Genomic DNA, 20,341 nt, shown 5'->3' on the forward strand with positions numbered 1-20,341 from the left:
ATTGTAAAGTGTCAACTATGTCCCCGAACATATGTCAGGGATGTCCCCGGTCTATACACAGCTAAGCCCAGCATGTAACAATGCCAATGTATGAACATTATGGTACGTACTTGTTAATTGAGATTACCGTGATGGTTTTCATAATGGACATTTTGAGAAATAAGAATTAATTCAGCAAACGCTGGGCTTAACGGCCCAGCCTACCTTACTATTGAGCTTAGCTTAATAGTGTCATCTTATTATCCGGAATGGGAATGCTTGAAGAACTTGAGCATTTCATAAAAAACATAGGGTCCGGCATCTCTATGGTCGAGGGTGTCGCTGACTGATTGAATAAAGACGGCACTGCTGTATTTTGTAAATTGCTCATAAGCGAGTTCGGCACCATGATAAGGCACGTCTTTATCTCCTTTAGTACCGATAAGCAGTAACGGTGCTGTTGGTGAGAAATCATAATGATTGAAATAGCTCCTAAGGTTGTCCGAGTGGCTATCTGTATGATCTAAGATGGCATTGAAGAATTCCTGTTGAAAAATTAATGCTGGATTTTGCGGGAGCGCATTAAGTATTTCTTTCGACGAATGAAGTCCATCAAATAATTTGGGAACAATGACATGATATGGGCTGACAAATATCTGATTTAAATCAGTCCAATAGTTTTTATAAGCTTGCAGGGAATAGAAAAAATACGCTAAATAGGCAGTTGCTCTGGGGCCAGGATCAAGCATGATGAATTTCATCGTTTCATCCCAGTCATAAGGTGCTGAACCTAAAGCAACTGCAGTAACCGGTATGTTGGGATACTGTGTGCTAAGTAATTCAAACATCACTAAAGAGGAGAAGCCTCCTTCTGAGTAACCACCAATATAGAGCTGATCATTTACTTTAATATGTATTTTTTGGGCAAGTTCTTTGGCGGCCAAAAGCATATTCACACTACTGCTGGCAAGGGTTTCATATTGTACGTAAGGATGTAGGGTTAACTCGTTATCTCCAAAACCAAGGTAATCTGGCAGCACTGTCAAATAACCACCATGGCTGGCAAACAAGGCAGGATAAATCGCATCACCCTCTGTCATTCTGGACGGTGCATCATTGTGGTTGAAGCGAGTTCCATGTTGATAACTTACGATGCCCAGGTCACCCGGTACTGAGGGGATCGCAACGAGACCAGAGGCGGTGCTTATATGTCCATCGGGTGCAGGGGTTTTATAATTAATTTTATAAAGGGTTACATCGTACTTTGCTGTCAGTGCATCAAGTGGCGGCATTTTTTTTAAGGCTACTTCTGCCATTTCTTTAGGAAGCATCCCTAGCGAAGTGTAGCTAATTAGGATTTCATTATCTTGTTCTAGTGATTGGCTATGGGAATTAATACTTAGAGTGAAATATAAAAAGAAGAAAATTATTTTTTTAAAATGTGCCATAGCGATCTATTTCCAAAATAATATTTTAAAAGAATAGGGATGCAACCATCACTCAGGGTCAACTTTTTCTGCATGGTTGTCAATTGTAAATTTACTTACGCCACGTGGTTTTTCTTGTACATAAAAAATTTTCCCGTTCCAACTATTGGGGGGCAGAGAGCACTTTTCGGAAAAAAATGTGTCGAAACGGATAGGTTTTACTCTCCTTAAAAGTGGCTCTTTTTGTCTTTTTATTTTACACGTTAGACTTATGATTTCATTACCTGAGTTAAGGGTAAACATATAGACATCTAATTGGATTCTGCTAATCTATAGCCTCAGAGGATTTCTGATTAAATTTTTGTTAAATGTAATCTGTTAATGGAGTGAACGTGATAATTTTAAAACAAAAAGGGAAGTTTCTTTTCGGCTTATTTCTTGCTAACAGCACCCTCGCTTTTTCCGGTACTTTAGGTGATGTTCAAAACTACAGCAACGGCTTTTTCGTTACTGGCGGTGCAATATATGGTTCTTTAAGTGACGAAGGAATTAATAAAACTTTATTTGCCGATACGTTTACTGTGGATGGCGATATTGTTGCACATCAAATAAGACCTGGCTCGCGTTGGGGCTTTACAGTAGGCGCTGGTTATACATTTGGCCCGCAGAAAGATAACGATGTGACATTTACTTATACTAATTTAAAAAGCAAAGGATTTAGTGAGATAGTTAATACCGGACCCCAAGGCGTACTATCAAACCGCTTAAGCCAAATTGTGCAAAATGAAAATAGTTTCTTTAGCCTGCTACATGCTGGTGGACAGGAAATGATTAATGCGAGTGCGTCGGTCAGTTCTCACTATGATTTCCAAACTGCTGAATTATTAACACATCATTATTTCCAAAGTTCTGTTTTAAAAAATGTGCGTTTTTCACGTTTTTATGGACTTAAGGCGACTGAGTTTAAAAAAGGATTTTCAGCTGAATACAATGGAACCATGGCATTTTTAACGCCCAATTTTGCATTGCTCGAAACTCCATTAGACGATGAAATTGATTACTCAGCAAAATATTTCGGAATTGGACCTCAAATTGGTATGGGAGCATCTTGGAGCCTAAATCGTTATATAAGTGTTGTCGGCGATGTATCGGCGTCTGTTTTAGGTGGTTCTTATAATTCTGGCTGGGATGAAAAGTTAAGTACTTCAGGAGTTATTCCTAATTACCCAACTAATGCGGTGATGAATCAATATAGTTATAAGCAATCTACGCCAACAACGCTTTGGACTTCTATTGTAGTGGGCTCGAATATCGCAGTAGCAGCAACAATCCCGTTCCATAACGGCAGCAGCTTTGGCGTTCAAGGTGGTCTTAATACAGAACAATATTGGTCACAGGTTAATGCAGAGTCAATACGTAGCAGTATTTCTAAAAATAATATCTACTTTGCTCAAAGATTTGCTGTTCGTGACGTTTTCATTAAAGCAAGTTACACATGTTAATCTAAAAGACACAATATCCAGAAGTTTGTTTTTAGATTGAGAAAGGCTTTATAAGGTACATTATGTTTGGATACTTAATGTACCTTTAAAATGACCGTTGTTTTGAGATTTAAGTTGTGGAGGTAAAAATGCTAGTGAGTCAATTAGATCATTTAGCAATTAATGTTATTCCTAGCCTGAATCAAATTCATCCAACAGCATTGATTGCTCCTGGGGCTAAAATCGGTCCTAATGTCATAATCGGTCCTTATTCTATTATCGGTGAAAATGTAAGGATTGCAGAAGGAACATCAATTGCTTCCCATGTAACAATTGAGGGATGGACAGAAATTGGGGCGCGTAATCAGATCAGTGCCGGGGCCATTATCGGAGGCATTCCTCAAGATCTCAAGTTTAATGGAGAGATCAGTAAGGTCGTTATTGGAAATGATAATATTATTCGTGAGTACGTCACTATAAATCGTGGAACGCGAGGAGGAGGCGGACAGACATGCATCGGTAATAATAATGTTCTTATGACCTCAGCGCACGTGGGACATGATGTGTTTATTGGGAATCATAATATCATTTCAAACGCGGTGGCCATTGGTGGCCATGTCGTTATTGAGGATTGGGTCACGGTCGGCGCTCTTTGTGGTTTACATCAATTTATCAAACTAGGTCGTATGTCCATGATAGGGGCTCTTAGTTTAATCACTAAAGATGTTTGTCCTTATGCCTTGGTTTCAGGAAACCCGGCAAAATTATATGGGATTAATGTCGAACGTTTACGTCGAAGAGGGTATTCATCTGAAGCAAAAAGCTGTATTAAACGTGCATATAAGACTTTATTTCATAAAGGATTAGGCATTGCAGAAGCCATCATACAAGTACAATCTGAGTTTGCAGATAATATTGATATCCATCATATCGTGCACTTTCTTAAAGGTTCTACTCGTGGCTTGTATCGTTAAGATTCATTAATTAAGGTGTTTGCATTGTGTCATTTCGATTTTCTACTCCCCAAGGTCCTTTTAGTTTGGCTTATTTAGCAAAGTGTTCTGGCGCATCACTTCATCATAATGGTGGCGCGACATATACCGTTACAGATATTGCGCCACTTGCAAATGCTCAAGAACATCATATTTCCATGCTGCATGAGAAAAAATACATAAAAGCGCTAAAAAACTCTCAAGCAGGTGCATGCATTATTTCACCAAATTACATACATCATGCACCCAAACAGATGCATTTATTGGTTCATCCTAATCCCTATAAGGCTTATGCACTTATTGCACAGGTCTTCTACCCAACTGATGCAGTGAAACATTTTATTGCTCCGACTGCTTTTATTGCTGCAAGCGCTACGCTTGGTCCAGAATGTCACATTGCTCATGGTGTTTATATTGGTGAGCACGTTCGTATCGGCGCTCGTTGTAAAATTGGAGTTAATACTTTTATAGGTGATGGTGTCGTCATTGGCGATGATTGTTGTATTGAAAATAATGTCAGTATTAGTCATACCGTTATGGGAAATCAGGTATTGATTTATCCAGGAGCACGAATTGGCCAAGATGGGTTTGGTTTTGCTGGCGATGAGCATGGATATTATAAAATTCCCCAGGCTGGTGGGGTTGTTATCGGAAGTCATGTTGAAATTGGAGCCAATACCTGTATTGATAGAGGCTCTATGGAAAATACTGAAATTGGTGATTGGTGCCGTTTGGATAATCTGATCCAGATTGGTCACAATGTAAAAATTGGGAAAGGGTCTATTCTTTGTGGGCAAGTCGGTATTGCGGGCAGCAGTAAACTAGGTGAATATGTTACCTTAGCTGGTAAAGCTGGAGTAAGTGGGCATCTTACTATAGGAGATCGTGCTACGATTCTGGTTGGTTCTACTGCAGTTCAAGATGTTGACCCAGGTGCGCGAGTGGGAGGCTATCCTGCTTTACCAGATCGTGAATGGCACAGACAAACTTACTTTTTAAAAAAACGGCTTAAGAGCGACAAGTACCCAGAAGCTGATAAATAGCTAAGGCTGCTTTTTCATTGGCGTTTTGTTTTAAGCAGTGGTGTATGCTCGTAAATTGTTTTTTCTGTTCCTCGGTATCTGTAGAGTTCAACAATTGAAATACTTTTTGGGCAATTGGCCTAGCTAATGCTTCAGATTGGATAAACTCAGGAATTAATTTCTGGTTTGCTAAAATATTAGGTAAGGAGATAAAAGGGATTTTAACTTGAGGGGCGATAATGGCATGATTTAACGCACTCCATTTAAAGGCAACAACCATGGGACGTTTTAATAGCATGGCTTCTAATGTGGCCGTTCCTGATTTGACTATCGCAAAATCCGAAGCAAGCATGGCTTCACGAGATTGCCCATCCAGTATCTTAAGCTTTAAATCATACCCCTTACTTGCTACTTGTTGTAAAAAAAGCGCTTTTAGATTGGCATTGGCTGTTGGCACAATAAACTGAAGATCAGGCATCTGTGTCGTGAGCTCATGCATGACGTCAAGGAATAACGGTCCCATATATTTTATTTCACTTGCCCTACTTCCTGGGAGGACGCTAATTATTTTGTCTTGAGTTGAAAAGCCCAATTGTTTTCTGATAGGGGCGGCATCAATGTCTATGTCAATATGATCAGCAAGAGGATGGCCTATATAGCGTACTGGGACATCGAACTTCTTATATAAAACCTCTTCAAAAGGAAATAAAGTAAGAATTAAATCAACAGCCTCTTTAATGTAAAAAACTCGTTTTTGTCGCCAAGCCCAGATTTTGGGGCTGACCAAATGGACGGTTTTAATCCCCAATTTTTTTAGGCGTAGCTCTAGAGATAAATTAAAATAAGGATAATCAATTCCAATAAAGACATCAGGAGGATTTTTCTGCCATTCCTTATAGAGCATTTTTCTGATTTTGAATAATTTAGGGTAATGAAGCAGCGCGTCACTAATTCCCATAACAGAAAGGCGCTGCATGTCTATCCTGGAGTTAAAACCTTCCCGTATCATCTCAGGACCACCAATGCCCATCCATTCAATATCCGGCAGATGCTTTTTTAGCTCGCGTATTAATCCTGCCCCCAATAAATCTCCAGAGGCTTCTCCAGCAACTATTGCAATCCGAGTTGGAGTTTTGCTTATATCCATAATGAATCAATACGGTAGTTTTTTAATGTGCTGATATTACTTAACTGAGATCTAAAAGCCAAATACTATTTTATTTTCGAGGTTGGGAACTAATTTTCAGGTTATTTCTCTAGTTTTGGATTTTGCTCTGCCAAAAGCGGCATGTAGTTGATTTTTTTCTTGGGCCTCTTTAATGCCTTGAGAGAATAAGAAACTTGAGCTAATCTTAAGCCCTTAAAATTATGTAGATGGTTAATGTGTATAGTATCGCACGAGGCAACAGACTAAAATTTTTGGACTCTCAAAAACATATTTCCTATTGCTTCTGGAGTCTCTTCTTTTTACATATCAGCTGTTGGGTAATTTTGCCTGCGATTTTTCAACTTAATGTCCCGCTTGATGTATGTGAAGGATTTGTTTGGGGCAACGAATGGCCTTTAGGCACTTACAGACATCCCCCCCTGTATGCATGGTTGCTCCAGGCTGTATATTATCTATTTGGAACTTCTCCCGTTGGATTTTATGGATTGTCCGCATTCGCTAGCGGATTTAGTTTATATGCAATATATCGAACAGGGGCTTTACTTATTAGTCCAATTCATGGACTAATGGGAGCCGCATTGGCACAAAATATAGTCTACTTTAATTTTCTATCTACGGAATTTAATCCTAATGTATTACAAATGTTTTGGACAGCGATAGGAAGTTATGTATTTGCGCTGGCTTTATTACGCTCTAATATAATCTATTGGATCTTGCTTGGGTGCATCATTGCGCTTAGTTTTTACACGAAATACACCACCCTAATACAAGCGACCGTACTTTTTTTATTCCTGGTCTTCAATTCTCGTGCTCGTAATAATTTTAAAAAAGCAGGTCCTTATCTGACGGTGTTGTCCTTTATTATACTGTTCATTCCGCACCTTCAGTGGTTAATTCAGCATAATTTTCTCCCCCAATATTATATCAAAGATAGACTTGGGGATGTTTTAACCGTCAAAGACAGCCTATATTATTCCCTACGTTTTTTGCTGGTCCAAATTCTTGATTGTGTTTTTTCTTTATTAGGAGTCTGCCTTTTATTATATCCTTTTCATGCTATAAGCCCCAAGAAAACTGAAGAAATTTTCAAAAGAAAGATTGTTTCCTGGTTGGCTTGGTCTCCCATTGTATTATTAATTTTGATTAGTTTTATTAGCGGTCATAAAATAAAGGATATGTATGGTATGCCTTTCTTATCATTTATCCCGCTTGCACTCTTGTCTTATTTTGAAGTGAATAAAAATAGGATTTACAAATTTTTTTCCTTCTGGATAGTCATGTTTCTGTTTCAGATTACACTTTATGTGGGCGTCAATTACTATCACGCAAATGAAAAAAATGATAATCCGCGTCGAGTAGATTTTCCAGGACTTGAATTGTCAAAATACGTTCACTCATTATGGCATACAAAAACACAGACACCTTTAAAATTTATTATTGGCGACACCTGGATCGCTGGAAATATAGCTTTCTACAGCAGTGAAAAACATCGGCCTAATGTATGGATTAATGGGGACATACGTATATCAGAATGGATCAATTTATCAGAGGTAAAAATGAATGGCGCTATTCTTATATGGCTGCAAAACGATGGTGAGTATGCAATACCAAGCTATTTAGCTGAAAAGTTTCCCAATGCTCAATTAGGCGATAAATTCAATCTGGTGTGGGAGAAACATCCAGAAAAAATGAGTACTTTTGGCTATGCTTACCTGCTGCCTACATCTTAGACCGTATAAAACTGATATAGGGTAGTGTATCAATTACTCCATTTATATTTCGATTGTAGGGGCTCGTTGTCGAGATTGGTATTGGACTGTTTATCCCTTTACTTTCTATACCCGCGTAGGTAGACTGCGTGAGCAAATTTTCTGCTTGTTGCAATCTACAGATTAGGATGTTGTATGCTCGAGATGAAACGCAATTGTAATGTGCTTCCGGTGAATTGGGTAGGGTGGATTGTTTACTTCTTGATGCCCACAAAGTACAGCATTGCGCAAAAAAATATCGAGCAAGTATTCCATGGTTTGCTTTCAGCCTACGAGAAAAAACGTATTGCTATTGCCTATTATTCCCATATATTTCTTTGTATCAAAGAACTTTTTTTAATGAATTTTTTAACAGAAAAATCTTTAGAGAAGAGGGTGAAACTTATTGGTGTCGAACATCTATATAATGCGCTCAAAAAAGAAAATGGGGTGCTTATTTTAACGGGGCATTTAGGTAATTGGGAGTTTGCTCCTCTGTTCTCACTGAACCAAGTTGAAAAAGGAGCACACCATTACTATTGTGTTCGTAAAGCATTACGACTCAGTTTTCTAAATTCTATTTTTTGGGGCCGTTTTGAAAAAGCGGGCTTTAAAATAATTAACAAAAATAATGCGCTTGCTGAAACCCGTCTTGCATTAAGAACTAAAAATGTTGTTTTTTTCCCTTTTGATTTAAGACCACCTTGCCATAGCAAGTCCAGTTTAAGCGCCAGTTTCTTAGGCCAGCCAAGTAAAACTTATGGAAGCATCGCTTATCTGGCTCATCGTCTGAATTGTGCCGTATTGTCCGTTAGTTTTTATCGATTAAACAAAAAACAACATATTATCGAATTTTACCCTGAAATTCCCAGTGATGCTTCTAAAGACAAAAAACAAGCCTATCTGGAAAATACGGAAAAATATAATAAAAGATTGGAGGAAATGCTGCTTGCATATCCTGAGCAGTGGCTGTGGTCGTATAAGCGGTGGTAATGTCGTAGGAGATGTAGTTGAGGAGTCAATGTCGCATTAGTATTGCAGGATTTCTATTTTATTATTTAGTACCGATACGTCGGAAAATCGTGCTGGAAAATATCGATCGTGTTTTTAAGAATCAGCTTTCTTTAAAAGAGAAAAAGCATTTGGCCTGGGCGTTCTACTCGCATGTGGCTTCCACTATCAAAGAGTTAATCTTTATGGATTGGTATGCGCGCGTTGATAATCGCGTGGAAATTAAAGGGATTGAGCATCTTTTGGAGGCCAAAAAACAAGATCATGGATGTTTTCTGCTTATGGGGCACATAGGGAACTGGGAGTTAACTATTTCACTGGTATTTTCTCAATTGAAATCGTTAATTGGTCCTATTTGGATTATTAGAAAGGCCATTCGTATCCAGTGGCTTGAACGGCTCATTTTTAACCGTAATCAGCGTTATGGTGGGCAACGAATTGATAAAGCTGGAGCCCCGCTAAAAATAATCAAGGCACTAAAAAATAAAGAAACGGTTTTATTTACCATGGATCAGCATGCCGAACTTAAAAATAAAGAAGGTATTGCCGTAAACTTCTTTAATGCTAAGGCAGGAACGTTCCGCAGTTTGGCTCTTTTTGCCGGTAAATATCAAGCTCCGGTGGTGCCTCTTGCATGCTATCGCCTAGCCAATGGTAAACATGTACTGGAGTTTTTCCCCGCCTTATCATGGGAGACCCATCCGGATGAGGAGCAGGCAATATCTAATAATACCTTACGGTATAACCAACAATTGGAACAATTAATTCTTGAACATCCCGAACAATGGTGGTGGGTTCATCGTAGGTGGAAACTGTGACTATTGAAACTCCAGCTCTTTATCGATTTAAGTTTTAATAAGATGATAAAATGAAAATATTGGTCATGCAGCATAAAAAAATTGGTGATGTTTTAATGAGTAGTATTATTTGTAATAACTTAAAAAAAATAATGCCGAATGCAGAGATCCATTACTTAGTGAATAAAGAGGCTTTACCTGTATTAGAAGGAAACCCTAACATTAGTCGGGTTATTACCTTGCATCCTAAACATAGGACTAGTGTCCGTACTTTTATAAAGTTTGCTTTGCAAATCAGGCGTGAACACTACGATATTGTAATTGATGCGTATACCAAATTGGAAAGCTGGATTATTGTTTGGCTTTGTAACGCAAAGCGTCGGGTCTCTTATAGGAAAAAATACAGGACCTTTCTGTATACAGATAATCTTCCTCGAGAATCAGTAAAGAACACTCCGCCTGGTCGGATGATTGATTTAAAACTGCTTTTAATTCAACCCTTTTTAAACAATGTAGTACCTGAACGCCATCCGCAAATCTATCTTTCTGAAGATGAAAAACAAAGGGCTGCACTTTTATTTAAAAAACACCATGTCCCTGCTAAAAAAAACCTAATGCTTAACATTTTGGGGAGTTGTCCTTTAAAAACATATCCTCTTGAATATATAGCAACGCTGGTGAATCAGATAGTAAGCCAGGTCGATGTGAATATTTTATTTAATTTTTTGCCTGACCAAAAAGAGGAAGCACAAAAAGTCTATGAATTGTGCAATGATGACGCCAAAAAGAAGATATTTTTTGAGCTATCCAATTATGATTTAAGAACGTTTATTGCGATTATGAATGAGTGTGATGCGATTATCGGTAATGAAGGTGGCGCAATCCATATGGCGAAAGCGCTCAACAAGCCTTCGTTTACAATTTTTTCTCCTTGGATAAATAAACATGATTGGTCTACTTTTGAAGATGGCATAAATCATGTTGCTGTTCATCTGTCTGACTTTAAGGCGGATTTATATATGAATACTCCTGATACGGAACATAAGGAGAATGCACTCGAACTTTTTAAAGAGCTAAAGCCAGAATTTATTTTACCTAAGCTTAACGCTTATTTAGCCTATCATTTTTGGCAACATACTGATTAGACAATATTTTTATTAGGGTAATTGGGCTTTATATTTTTGCTAGGCTCCATTAGAGTACGAAGTAATTAAGGGAACATCTAGAAAAGGAACTTATTATGAAAGCAGTCTTGGTTTCTGGATTTGCTCGTTCGTTTATCTCTGGACTGCCTATTGCAGATGCAACAATTACTGTACTTGAAAATAACCAACTAAAATTTAAGACGGACGCTTCTGGAAAATTTGGACCATTTGCATGGGCTGTCGGCAAGCCCATTACTTTAGTTTTTGAGAAACCAGGATCTTTTTGGACTGGATATAAGACAACACAAACCGCTACGGTGATTGTCCCACCAGAAGGAATAAACCATGAAAATTACGTTAAAAATATTTCATTCCAAGTTCCTTCCAATATGGCTTATAAATTACTTTCATTTGCTATTGGAGAAGCTGAAGATCCGGACGCGTGCCAAATTGCTGCAACCATAACACCGCCTAATACAACCATGGATGATATTCCACAAGGTGTTGAGGGGGTTACAGTCAGTTTATCTCCTAACGTAAAGGTACGAACTTTTTATTTTGATATTTTTCCATTTATCCACAAAACCAATCCTTTTATCCGCACTTTGAAATCGACGTCACTGGATGGCGGCGTGGCTTTTCTCAATGTGCCGCCTGGTGATTACATTATGGAAGCAAGAAAGGATAATATCCTTTTTTCTAAGGTAATTATTAAAGCGCGTAAAGGAATGCTTGTGAACGCAAGCCCGCCACAAGGCCCTACCATGCTTATGGATGCAAGTTCGACACAGGATACGGCAGTGATCCAAAAACCTAAAGTGAACAAAGCTGAAATAAAACCCAATCAATTTAGTTTTTTTAAACCTGCTTTAGCCTTCGGATTAACTGCGGCGGCGGGGGTTCTTCTTGCGGCAACTGCCTTAAATAAGAGTATGGCACCATAATTTCAAAAGAGAACTATACTCTAAATATTCTCTATTTTTTTAGTTGTGAGTATGCAAGAAAAAGAGGAAGCACCGACAATTCAATTTAACGCACAGCAGGGAAAAGAAACCACAGAAAACTTGCTCAAGAAGATTCTGGAAGATGGATTGCAGGCGAACAATCTTCTTGTTGACACGCTACGTGAACATGCAGAAGAAAATAATTTACAAGAGTCTTTAGAGTTGTTCAACAATCCTCCCCCCAGAAAAAAAGCAACAGATGAAAAGGCTACCCAGGAAGAGGCTGTGCCAATAGGTAATAAACAAAAAAACGAAGGATTATTTGAGCAGCAAGAAGAAGTTAAAGCATATAGAAATAAAGCCCAAAAACTAGAGAGTACGACACATAATCCTGCAGCGTAATCCGTTACCCCATGAAGCAAAGAGAGCGTATGAATATGACTTCAGCGATAGAGCAGACAGTGAGAAGAGTTTTTGATGAACTGTGGAATCAGCAAAAGGTGGCAGTAGCTGATGAGCTATTTTCAGCAAAGACTTCAATTCATTTTAGCTATGAACAAGCAGCCAATTTACAGGATTTCAAAGAAGCGTTACAACAATGGTATAAGGCCTTTCCCGATCTACTGCATCAGATTGATGATCTTATTGTGAGTGGCGATAAAGTGGTGACACGTTGGCATGGCCATGGAACCCATAAGAATGAATTTTCGGGTATTCCCGCCACAGGTATATCCGTGTTTTATAGTGGGATTACCATTTTTCGCCTGGATCATAATCATCAAATTATTGAAGCCTGGGTCTATAGTGATTTAAATGACATGATTGCCAAAATGCAACAAAGCCAAAAACAATAGGCCTAATTATGGAACACGATCAAACAAAGCGCTATGAAAAGTCAAAGAAATTTCTCCCTCAAAATGTGGGGTGCTTAATCAAGAACTTACAGCCTGCGATTGCATGGTCACCCAATGAAAAGTTTCTTTGCTATAGGCATGATACGGCAAAAGGCTATGAATATCTTATTTTTAATCTAGAGAGTAAAAAGAAAGAACCGGCTTTTGACCATCTATTCCTGGCAAAAAAAATTGCTGAGCAATTAAATAAAGAAATAAACGCCTTTATATTGCCCATCAGTAAGGTGGATTTTTTTAACGAGCATATTTTGCAACTCCATATCGAACAATTTATTTTTCAATATGATAGAACAACTCAAGAGCTCGTATGGATTGCGGATACCACACAGCAAACCGCCATGTCTCATTGTCCTACAATTATGGAAATTTGGGGGTTTATTCCCGCGACAATCCTGTCACGAATACGTTCACCAGATCAGCATTGGGATATATACAGCAAAGACCATAATTTATTTCTTTTTTCAGGTACTGAGAATAAAGAATATCAACTGACTACAGATGGGAGTGCGCTACAGGCCTATGCTGCTTCCCCAGATACGAATTTAACTTCGCTCACACTACGCCGTATGCAGATAACGCTTCCGCCTATGGCGCTTTGGTCTCCTGACTCACAAAAGATTGTGACGTTTCAATGTAATCAAGAGCATGTAAAAAAATTAGCATTGCTGCAACATGTGCCGGAGGATGGTTCTTTGCGTCCGCAGGTTTTTGAGGCGCATATTCCGTTGGTCGGCGATGCAGTGATTCCAGAAATTAAATTATGTGTGATTGATGTCCGCACAAAGACGCTGCGCTTTATTGACGTGCCTCCATTGATGCCTGCATTGGTAGGCTCACCGATTGAGGCAGGCTATGTCTGGTGGAGTGAAGACAGTAAAAAAATCTTTTTTTTAAAAGAAGAACGAGGAAATCATCAGCTTTCTTTATGTGAGCTGGATGTTGCTACCGAGCAGCTGCGGATTATTTTAACTGAAAAATCCACGGGATATGTTGAACCCAGCCAGCTCATCCTGTGGCAGAATTACACGCACATACTCGAAGCAACGAATGAATTTACTTGGTTATCTGATCAGCATGGTTGGGCGCATCTGTATTTACATGATTTACAGACTGGACAAGTCAAAAATCCAGTAACGCAAGGTGCGTGGATGGTGCGTAAGGTATTCCATGTCGATCTTATCAATCGGTGGATTTATTTTTTAGGGAATGGAAAAGAAGCGGGTGTTGATCCCTATTTTCGTTATTTATATCGTGCCCGTTTAGATGGGAGTGATGTGCAATTACTAACCCCAGAAACAGCCGATCACACCATTGTTTTTTCACCATCTCAGGATTATTTTATCGATTATTATTCGTCTATGGATTCTCTTCCCATAACTAAATTACGTGATACAAATGGGCATGAGCTTGCAATGCTGGAAACAGCCGATTTTTCTCAATTATTTGCTTTGGGCTATAAGCCGCCACAGTCGTTTTGCCTTAAAGGTGCTGATGGAGAGACGGATATTTATGGTCTTATCTATTTCCCTACAGATTTTGATCCTAAGAAAAAATATCCAATAATTGATGATATTTATCCCGGGCCACAATTGATGCGTGTACCTAAAACATATTGTTCTGATCTTCCAGAATATATCTATGGTTGTTGGTGGCCTCAAAGTTTGGCTGAGTTAGGATTCATCGTTGTTAATATGGACGGACGCGGTACCCCGCTGCGTTCTAAAAAGTTTCATGAGTATTCGTACCAGCATTTAGAAACTGCTGGAGGATTAGAGGATCATGTAGAGGTCATTCGACAGTTAGCCAAGCAGTATTCTTATATTGATATCAACCGAGTGGGTATTATGGGGCAGTCAGCAGGAGGTTATGCGGCAACGCGCGCATTACTGATTTATCCCGATGTCTATAAGGTAGGGGTTTGTGTTTCTGGGTTACAAGATTTACGAAGTTATTTGGCATTTTGGGGGGAGCGCTATCAAGGTTTGCCAAGTGATATAGATTATACCGTACAATCAAATTATCCTCTGGCGTCACAATTACAGGGGCACTTATTTTTAATTCATGGTGATTTAGATGATAACGTGCATCCGTCCAATATGATGCACTTAGTGGATGCCTTAATTAAGGCAGATAAGGATTTTGATATGTTATTAGTGCCCAATGCAAATCATTCTCTTTATTTCACGGATCAATATGTTTTACGCAGAATAGGGGCGCATTTTGTTGCGCATTTATAGCATGCGGAGCCCGCAAATTAGTGGTGCGCAACACATAAATTACGAGTAAGGAGAAGTACAAAGAATACCTTGAAGAAAGCACAACCCACTGCCATAATAAATTTAATTCTCTATCAGTATTTTCAAAGAAAAGGACTCCTTATGGCCACTGTAGGCACTTATCTTGCACAACGCTTCCAAGAATTAGGAATGAATGATTATTTCGCCATTCCTGGAGATTACAACCTTGGTTTGCTAGACGAACTATTAAAAAACGACTCCCTTAAAATGATCAATTGCTGTAATGAGTTGAATGCAGGTTATGCCGCAGATGGTTATGCGCGCATCAAAGGCGTTTCTGCTCTGGTGGTAACCTTTAGTGTTGGTGGTTTAAGTGCAGTCAATGCGGTTGCAGGAGCTTATGCTGAGAATTTGCCGATCATTGTTATTTCAGGTGGGCCTAATACGAACTCGGTGCAGGATGCGGAGATTTTACACCATACTTTGGCAACGGAAAATTACAGCTACGTTCGCGAAATATTTGCGAAAATTACAGCGCATAGCGTATTTATTCATAGACCAAGTGATGCACCCATGCAAATTGATGCGGCGATCGCGATTGCACTTGAAAAGAAAAAACCTGTTTATATTGAAATTGCATGCAACATTGCGGGAGCCGATGTTTCTCCTCCGACACAACGGGCGCTTAACGTCAAACGCTTGAGTGATACCTCCTCTCTTGCTGCTGCAATTGAAGATACCGCAAAACAACTTAATGCTGCAGTCAAGCCAGTGTTGGTAGCAGGAAGTAAATCGCGACCCTGTGAGGCAACTGCTATGATTGAAGCTTTAAGTCAATCTTGTGGTTATGCCTTGGCAGCAATGCCTGATGCAAAGGGATTTATTTCAGAACAGCATCCTAATTATATTGGCATTTATTGGGGGCCAGTCAGTTCGCCTGGATGTGGAGAAATTGTCGAATCAAGTGATCTCTATTTTTTTATCGGACCTAATTTTAACGATTATACAACTGTTGGCCATATGTGTAACATCCAGCCAAAGAAACTCATTGTCATTGCGGATGGTAGCGTGTCTGTTGCCGGTAAAGTATATACCGAAGTGTATATGAATGAGTTTTTGAGTGGCTTAAAGGACAAATTGAAATTCAATGATGCGTCGCTTAAAGCATACAAACGCATTGCGGGATCTGCTCCCTTATATCATGAGCCGGATGACTTGAACTCACCGCTCACTACACGATTCCTTTTTGGACAAATCCAAAAGCTTTTAAGTAGTGATTACGGTGTTTTGGCAGAGACTGGTGACTCATGGTTTAATGGCATGCGTCTTAATTTACCCGAAAATTGTCCCTTTGAAATTCAAATGCAATATGGATCAATTGGCTGGTCTGTCGGCGCACTTCTGGGTATGCAAGCAGCACTTCATAATAAAAAACGTGTCATTGCTTTGATCGGCGATGGTTCGTTCCAAATGAGTGCTCAAGAAGTGTCAACCCTTATTCGTTATGGGTATAAACCCATTATCTTTTTAATGAATAACGCTTCTTATACGATTGAAGTGCAAATTCATGATGGTCCGTATAATGTGATTAACAATTGGCATTATGCTGATTTGGTGGAGGTTTTTAACGGACAGCAAGCCAACGCTCGCGCGTTTAAAGCACCTACGCATCAAGCGCTTCTTGATGCAATCGAAGAAGCAAAAAAAACAGATGGATTATGTTTTATCGAGGTGATTTTAGATAAAGATGATTGCAATAAAAACTTGTTGGAATGGGGCGCTCGCGTCGCATCATACAATGGCCGCTCTCCAAGAGCGAATTAGCGGTTTTCATTTCATATCATAAAGGGCAGATACGTATCTGCCCTTATGTTTTCTGTAGTGTTTCCCTCTGCCGTGAAGGATACCATCTTACCATTCAGACTCCTTATTCAATAAGAAAACATGGACTAAGATACAAAATGCACTTTCTTAGCAGGTAAGTCTGTTTTATATGAAAGAACTATACTTATAGTCACTATGATGATTAAAAGGGACTCATATGAAAACCTATCTCAATCCCCAACCACATGCGGTGGAGCGTATTAATAAACTTCGAAATAAACCCAGTAGTATGCCAGCTCCCAGGCATGAAAAGGTGGTGCCAGAGCGAGCAGAAAAGTCAGATACCGAGATTTTTGAAACTGAATCTGAGGAACAAGCTTGGCGAGATTCTCTTGCAAAAGATAAATCGCACTGATTGACTTTGCGATAAGGAAATACCTGGGTAATTAATGTCCTACTGGTAATACTCACAAAAGAGATAGCTTCTGGATAAAGGCTTTATGTTGGTCAAAATGGAAAAAAATCGGATGACTATTTAGTGTGGCGCTAATTGCAAGGAACATACACAAAATTGAATAAAATAAAAAAGCTTATCTATCATTTTTTGAACTATACTGATAGGCACAAGGCAATACCAATATAGAATAGATAAATAAAATCAATATCAAGAAAGTTTTATGATGCGCTCATTTCTGCGAGGTTAAGTCGGTTATCACCTGTAGTGAATGCCGCAGTGACCACCATATTAGGGGGCATTCCTTTATTACAAGATGTTTTTTGGGGTTTCTCTTGCTGTAACCATTATGTTTGGGCTGACCGTCGGTACGATACTCACCATGTTTTTAGTACCTGCCTTTTATTGCATTTTATACCGCATTAATTCCGAGAAAGGAGGGTAGCCTACCAAGATAGCGCTTGGTTATTAATCCATTTTATTAATTAAATAGATGCTGAGTTTATTAGGCAGCAGTCTTAATAACTGTGAGAGGTATACCTGTAATTTCGGCACTTTAATTTCAGTTTTCTTTTTTTCAATCCCATCAACGATTAGTTTAGCCGCTTTACTCACACTATAAATGAATCTTTGCGGAATATTAGCATTATCGAGTAATGACGTTTGTATAAAACTGGGTATCACAATGGAAACAACGATTTGTTCTTTTGCTAACTCCAGCCTTAGGCCTTGAAAAAAGTTACTTATTGCGGCTTTACTCGCTCCATAGGCTTCGCATTTGGGAAGACAAAAATAAGACATAGCACTACTCATTGCGACCAGCTGAGGTTGGCTGCTGGCTCTAAGCAGTGGAAGGGATGCTTCAACACCATAAATAGGCCCTAAGAAATTGACTTGTAAAATCGCTTCAACCGTCTCACTATTAAAATTTTTTACGTCAATCGATTCATATTTTCCTGCATTAAGAAACACAAGATCAACATAGCCATATTTTGCTAATATTTTTTCCCCTGCTGCTTTATTCGCATGTTTATCAAGGACATCAAACGGAATCATGTCTGCTTGCGTTGCATCAGCAACTTCTCGTAGCGCGGTTTCATTATAATCTGATAAAATTAATTGATAACCTCGTCGATGCATTTCCAGAGCAACTTCTTTACCTATTCCCAACGCTGCCCCAGTGATCCATGCTATAGATTTCATTTTAGTCCTTAAGTCTTTGCATCAATCAATAATATGATAGCCACTATCAATATAAATGGTGTCACCGGTAATGTTTTTCGCGTAATGACTTGCAAGGAAAACAACCATCGCGCCCACATCATCAATATCAACCAACGATCTGAGAGGTGATTTTTCTTTTGCACGTTGGATTAATTCATCAAATTTCTCCAGGCCTGAGGCCGCGCGTGTTTTTAAAGGACCAGGAGAAAGGGCAATTACCCGAATCTGTTGTGGTCCCAGCTCTACGGCCATATAGCGCACAGAAGCTTCTAGAGCTGCTTTAACGGGTCCCATGAGATTATAATTTTCAACCACTTTTTCCGCACCGTAAAAGGACATCGCAAATAATGAGCCACCATTTTTCATTAGTGGCTTCGCGCGATTTGCTATGCGGATAAACGAATGACAAGAAATATCCATCGCAGTGAGGAATCCTTCTTTAGAGCATTCATACACGGGGTTTTGTAAATCCTGTTTGGGCGCATACGCAATAGAATGGATGACGATGTCAATTTGTCCCCATTTTTTGTTTATTTCTAAAAATAAATTATCTAAATCATGTTCGTTGGTGACGTCACACTCACAATAAATCGTGGGTTTAAGAGCATTGGCAATTTCATCTACATAGGGTTTGGTTTTTTCATTTAAATACGTGATTGCCAGGTCAGCACCAGCCATTTTCAATGCGCGAGCACAGCCAAAAGCGATGGAATGGTCATTGGCAATACCAATTACTAACGCTTTTTTTCCTGAAAGTAATGTATTATCGATGTTCATCATTCCTTATGTTTGATAAGACAATAGCAATGATTGGCAATAATCCATTCTTCGTCAGTAGGGATTGCATAAATGTCGACGCAACTTTTAGAGCTATTAATCGCTAATTGATTGGTCTTATTTAACTCTGCATCCATCTCAATGCCAAGCCATTCAAAGTCTTGGCAGACGGCTTGGCGAATTTGCCATGCATGCTCGCCAATACCTCCTGTAAACACCAAGAGATCAAGCCCTCCAATTGTGGCAGTAAGTGCTCCCAGCTCCCTCCGGATGCGATAAACAAACAACTCGATTGCTTCTTTTGCATGGGGACTCTTATCTTGCAGCAGTTCTTGCATATTGAAGGTACTGCCTGAAATGCCTAATAAACCAGACTCATTATAGAGTACATTTTGAATTTGCTCTGCAGTCATTTGTTCTGATTGCAGCAAATAAAGAATAACCCCTGGATCTAGGTTGCCACAGCGTGTACCCATAACAAGACCATCCAATGCGGTCAATCCCATAGTGCTGTCTATGGATTTTCCTTCCTTGACGGCACACATACTAGCTCCATTACCTAGATGCGCAATGACGATTCGCCCCTTGTGCTTTTGCGGATTAATGCTGCGCAAGCGATGCATAATAAATTCATAGGAAAGACCATGAAAACCATAACGTTTTACGCCTTTTTCATAAAACTTCCTTGGGAGACCAAATAGGTTTGCTATGTGTGGGTGAGTCATATGAAAAGCGGTATCAAAACAAGCGATTTGTTGTATATCAGGGTACAGTGTATTGATACTTTCAATAGCCTGGAGATTATAGGGCTGATGAAGTGGCGCGAAAGGGATAAATTTTTTTAATTGGTTAATCAGCTCGGCAGAAATAAAGGTTGGTGCATGAAATTCATTGCCACCATGGACCACTCGATGCCCTGCTGCAATAATGTTGAATCCAAATTGATTGGTTTTCAGTGCCGAGAATAATAATTCATAAAAATAACTGTAGCCTTGTTCTTTGGAGAAATGCTCTTCTCTCACTAGGACATTATTTTGGTCAAACAGTTTTAGGACGGGTGCTTCTCGGATATTTTCAACGATGCCATGCAACAGTTTGGGTAACACCGCTCTTAATTCGTATACGGCGAATTTAATACTTGAAGAGCCAGAATTGAGTACAATAACATGATAATTGTCCATATTGTCACACTGTTTT

Annotated in this window: 18 protein-coding genes; 13 read left to right on the forward strand and 5 right to left on the reverse strand. The window is 39.2% G+C overall.

The annotated features are described in order from the left end of the window. Positions 1-239: 239 nt before the first annotated feature. A complete protein-coding gene (locus BGO44_RS15265) occupies positions 240-1,427 on the reverse strand; it encodes an alpha/beta hydrolase family protein (RefSeq protein WP_273201291.1) in 1,188 nt (395 codons plus the stop codon). 371 nt (positions 1,428-1,798) lie between these two features. On the opposite strand from BGO44_RS15265, the gene BGO44_RS15270 reads away from it, so the two are divergent. The 3 genes from BGO44_RS15270 (at position 1,799) to lpxD (ending at position 4,922) form a co-directional block, all read left to right on the forward strand. Further along, positions 1,799-2,908, forward strand: coding sequence for an Lpg1974 family pore-forming outer membrane protein (locus BGO44_RS15270; protein ID WP_058511156.1), 1,110 nt, complete (start codon positions 1,799-1,801; stop codon positions 2,906-2,908). Positions 2,909-3,036: 128 nt separating this feature from the next. Continuing rightward, entirely contained in the window at positions 3,037-3,861 is an 825-nt protein-coding gene (gene lpxA / locus BGO44_RS15275; RefSeq protein WP_058511155.1) for an acyl-ACP--UDP-N-acetylglucosamine O-acyltransferase, read from the forward strand. 23 nt (positions 3,862-3,884) lie between these two features. After that, positions 3,885-4,922: a UDP-3-O-(3-hydroxymyristoyl)glucosamine N-acyltransferase gene (gene lpxD / locus BGO44_RS15280; protein WP_273201294.1), complete on the forward strand. Its 1,038-nt coding sequence runs from the start codon at positions 3,885-3,887 to the stop codon at positions 4,920-4,922. Here lpxD and lpxB read toward each other — a convergent pair. After that, positions 4,888-6,048: a lipid-A-disaccharide synthase gene (gene lpxB, locus BGO44_RS15285; protein WP_273201289.1), complete on the reverse strand. Its 1,161-nt coding sequence runs from the start codon at positions 6,046-6,048 to the stop codon at positions 4,888-4,890. The genes lpxD and lpxB overlap by 35 nt on opposite strands. A gap of 344 nt (positions 6,049-6,392) precedes the next feature. Here lpxB and BGO44_RS15290 point away from each other — a divergent pair, with 344 nt between their 5' ends. The 10 genes from BGO44_RS15290 (at position 6,393) to BGO44_RS15335 (ending at position 17,104) form a co-directional block, all read left to right on the forward strand. Then, a complete protein-coding gene (locus tag BGO44_RS15290) occupies positions 6,393-7,799 on the forward strand; it encodes a glycosyltransferase family 39 protein (RefSeq protein ID WP_273201288.1) in 1,407 nt (468 codons plus the stop codon). A gap of 174 nt (positions 7,800-7,973) precedes the next feature. Beyond that, complete coding sequence (locus tag BGO44_RS15295) at positions 7,974-8,810, forward strand: lysophospholipid acyltransferase family protein (RefSeq protein WP_058511151.1); 837 nt, start codon at positions 7,974-7,976, stop codon at positions 8,808-8,810. Positions 8,811-8,827: 17 nt separating this feature from the next. After that, entirely contained in the window at positions 8,828-9,646 is an 819-nt protein-coding gene (locus BGO44_RS15300) for a lysophospholipid acyltransferase family protein (RefSeq protein ID WP_058511150.1), read from the forward strand. Positions 9,647-9,696: 50 nt separating this feature from the next. Continuing rightward, on the forward strand, positions 9,697-10,770 hold the full coding sequence (locus BGO44_RS15305; RefSeq protein ID WP_273201287.1) for a glycosyltransferase family 9 protein: 1,074 nt from the start codon (positions 9,697-9,699) through the stop codon (positions 10,768-10,770). Between the two features lie 95 nt (positions 10,771-10,865). Further along, the gene (locus BGO44_RS15310; protein WP_237760477.1) at positions 10,866-11,714 is read left to right on the forward strand and encodes a carboxypeptidase regulatory-like domain-containing protein; all 849 of its coding nucleotides are present in this window, start codon (positions 10,866-10,868) and stop codon (positions 11,712-11,714) included. A 51-nt stretch (positions 11,715-11,765) separates the two neighbouring features. Further along, positions 11,766-12,116: a hypothetical protein gene (locus BGO44_RS15315; RefSeq protein WP_273201285.1), complete on the forward strand. Its 351-nt coding sequence runs from the start codon at positions 11,766-11,768 to the stop codon at positions 12,114-12,116. A gap of 29 nt (positions 12,117-12,145) precedes the next feature. Then, the gene (locus BGO44_RS15320; protein WP_237760476.1) at positions 12,146-12,568 is read left to right on the forward strand and encodes an ester cyclase; all 423 of its coding nucleotides are present in this window, start codon (positions 12,146-12,148) and stop codon (positions 12,566-12,568) included. 8 nt (positions 12,569-12,576) lie between these two features. Then, a complete protein-coding gene (locus tag BGO44_RS15325) occupies positions 12,577-14,865 on the forward strand; it encodes a S9 family peptidase (protein WP_273201283.1) in 2,289 nt (762 codons plus the stop codon). A gap of 141 nt (positions 14,866-15,006) precedes the next feature. Next, positions 15,007-16,689 (forward strand): thiamine pyrophosphate-binding protein, encoded by a 1,683-nt coding sequence (locus BGO44_RS15330; RefSeq protein WP_058511145.1) that lies wholly within the window; start codon positions 15,007-15,009, stop codon positions 16,687-16,689. A gap of 217 nt (positions 16,690-16,906) precedes the next feature. After that, the gene (locus BGO44_RS15335; protein ID WP_058511144.1) at positions 16,907-17,104 is read left to right on the forward strand and encodes a hypothetical protein; all 198 of its coding nucleotides are present in this window, start codon (positions 16,907-16,909) and stop codon (positions 17,102-17,104) included. Between the two features lie 507 nt (positions 17,105-17,611). Here BGO44_RS15335 and BGO44_RS15340 read toward each other — a convergent pair. Genes BGO44_RS15340 through BGO44_RS15350 form a run of 3 tightly spaced genes read right to left on the reverse strand, consistent with a single transcriptional unit; the run spans position 17,612 to position 20,325 of the window. After that, positions 17,612-18,346, reverse strand: coding sequence for an SDR family NAD(P)-dependent oxidoreductase (locus tag BGO44_RS15340; protein ID WP_273201279.1), 735 nt, complete (start codon positions 18,344-18,346; stop codon positions 17,612-17,614). A 21-nt stretch (positions 18,347-18,367) separates the two neighbouring features. Next, positions 18,368-19,138, reverse strand: coding sequence for an enoyl-ACP reductase FabI (gene fabI / locus BGO44_RS15345; RefSeq protein WP_058511724.1), 771 nt, complete (start codon positions 19,136-19,138; stop codon positions 18,368-18,370). Between the two features lie 5 nt (positions 19,139-19,143). After that, a complete protein-coding gene (locus BGO44_RS15350; protein WP_058511141.1) occupies positions 19,144-20,325 on the reverse strand; it encodes an acetate/propionate family kinase in 1,182 nt (393 codons plus the stop codon). Between the last annotated feature and the right edge of the window lie 16 nt (positions 20,326-20,341).

The organism is Legionella sp. 39-23 (genome assembly GCF_001897665.1).
In the GTDB taxonomy this organism is placed as follows: domain Bacteria; phylum Pseudomonadota; class Gammaproteobacteria; order Legionellales; family Legionellaceae; genus Legionella; species Legionella steelei.

Bases quoted from the DNA above. Each gene is read 5' to 3' on its own strand.
- BGO44_RS15265 (WP_273201291.1), bottom strand. From the start codon at position 1,427: ATGGCACATTTTAAAAAAATAATTTTCTTCTTTTTATATTTCACTCTA.
- lpxA (WP_058511155.1), top strand. From the start codon at position 3,037: ATGCTAGTGAGTCAATTAGATCATTTAGCAATTAATGTTATTCCTAGC.
- lpxB (WP_273201289.1), bottom strand. From the start codon at position 6,048: ATGGATATAAGCAAAACTCCAACTCGGATTGCAATAGTTGCTGGAGAA.
- BGO44_RS15295 (WP_058511151.1), top strand. From the start codon at position 7,974: ATGCTCGAGATGAAACGCAATTGTAATGTGCTTCCGGTGAATTGGGTA.
- BGO44_RS15305 (WP_273201287.1), top strand. From the start codon at position 9,697: ATGAAAATATTGGTCATGCAGCATAAAAAAATTGGTGATGTTTTAATG.
- BGO44_RS15310 (WP_237760477.1), top strand. From the start codon at position 10,866: ATGAAAGCAGTCTTGGTTTCTGGATTTGCTCGTTCGTTTATCTCTGGA.
- BGO44_RS15315 (WP_273201285.1), top strand. From the start codon at position 11,766: ATGCAAGAAAAAGAGGAAGCACCGACAATTCAATTTAACGCACAGCAG.
- BGO44_RS15320 (WP_237760476.1), top strand. From the start codon at position 12,146: ATGAATATGACTTCAGCGATAGAGCAGACAGTGAGAAGAGTTTTTGAT.
- BGO44_RS15325 (WP_273201283.1), top strand. From the start codon at position 12,577: ATGGAACACGATCAAACAAAGCGCTATGAAAAGTCAAAGAAATTTCTC.
- BGO44_RS15330 (WP_058511145.1), top strand. From the start codon at position 15,007: ATGGCCACTGTAGGCACTTATCTTGCACAACGCTTCCAAGAATTAGGA.
- BGO44_RS15335 (WP_058511144.1), top strand. From the start codon at position 16,907: ATGAAAACCTATCTCAATCCCCAACCACATGCGGTGGAGCGTATTAAT.
- BGO44_RS15340 (WP_273201279.1), bottom strand. From the start codon at position 18,346: ATGAAATCTATAGCATGGATCACTGGGGCAGCGTTGGGAATAGGTAAA.
- BGO44_RS15350 (WP_058511141.1), bottom strand. From the start codon at position 20,325: ATGGACAATTATCATGTTATTGTACTCAATTCTGGCTCTTCAAGTATT.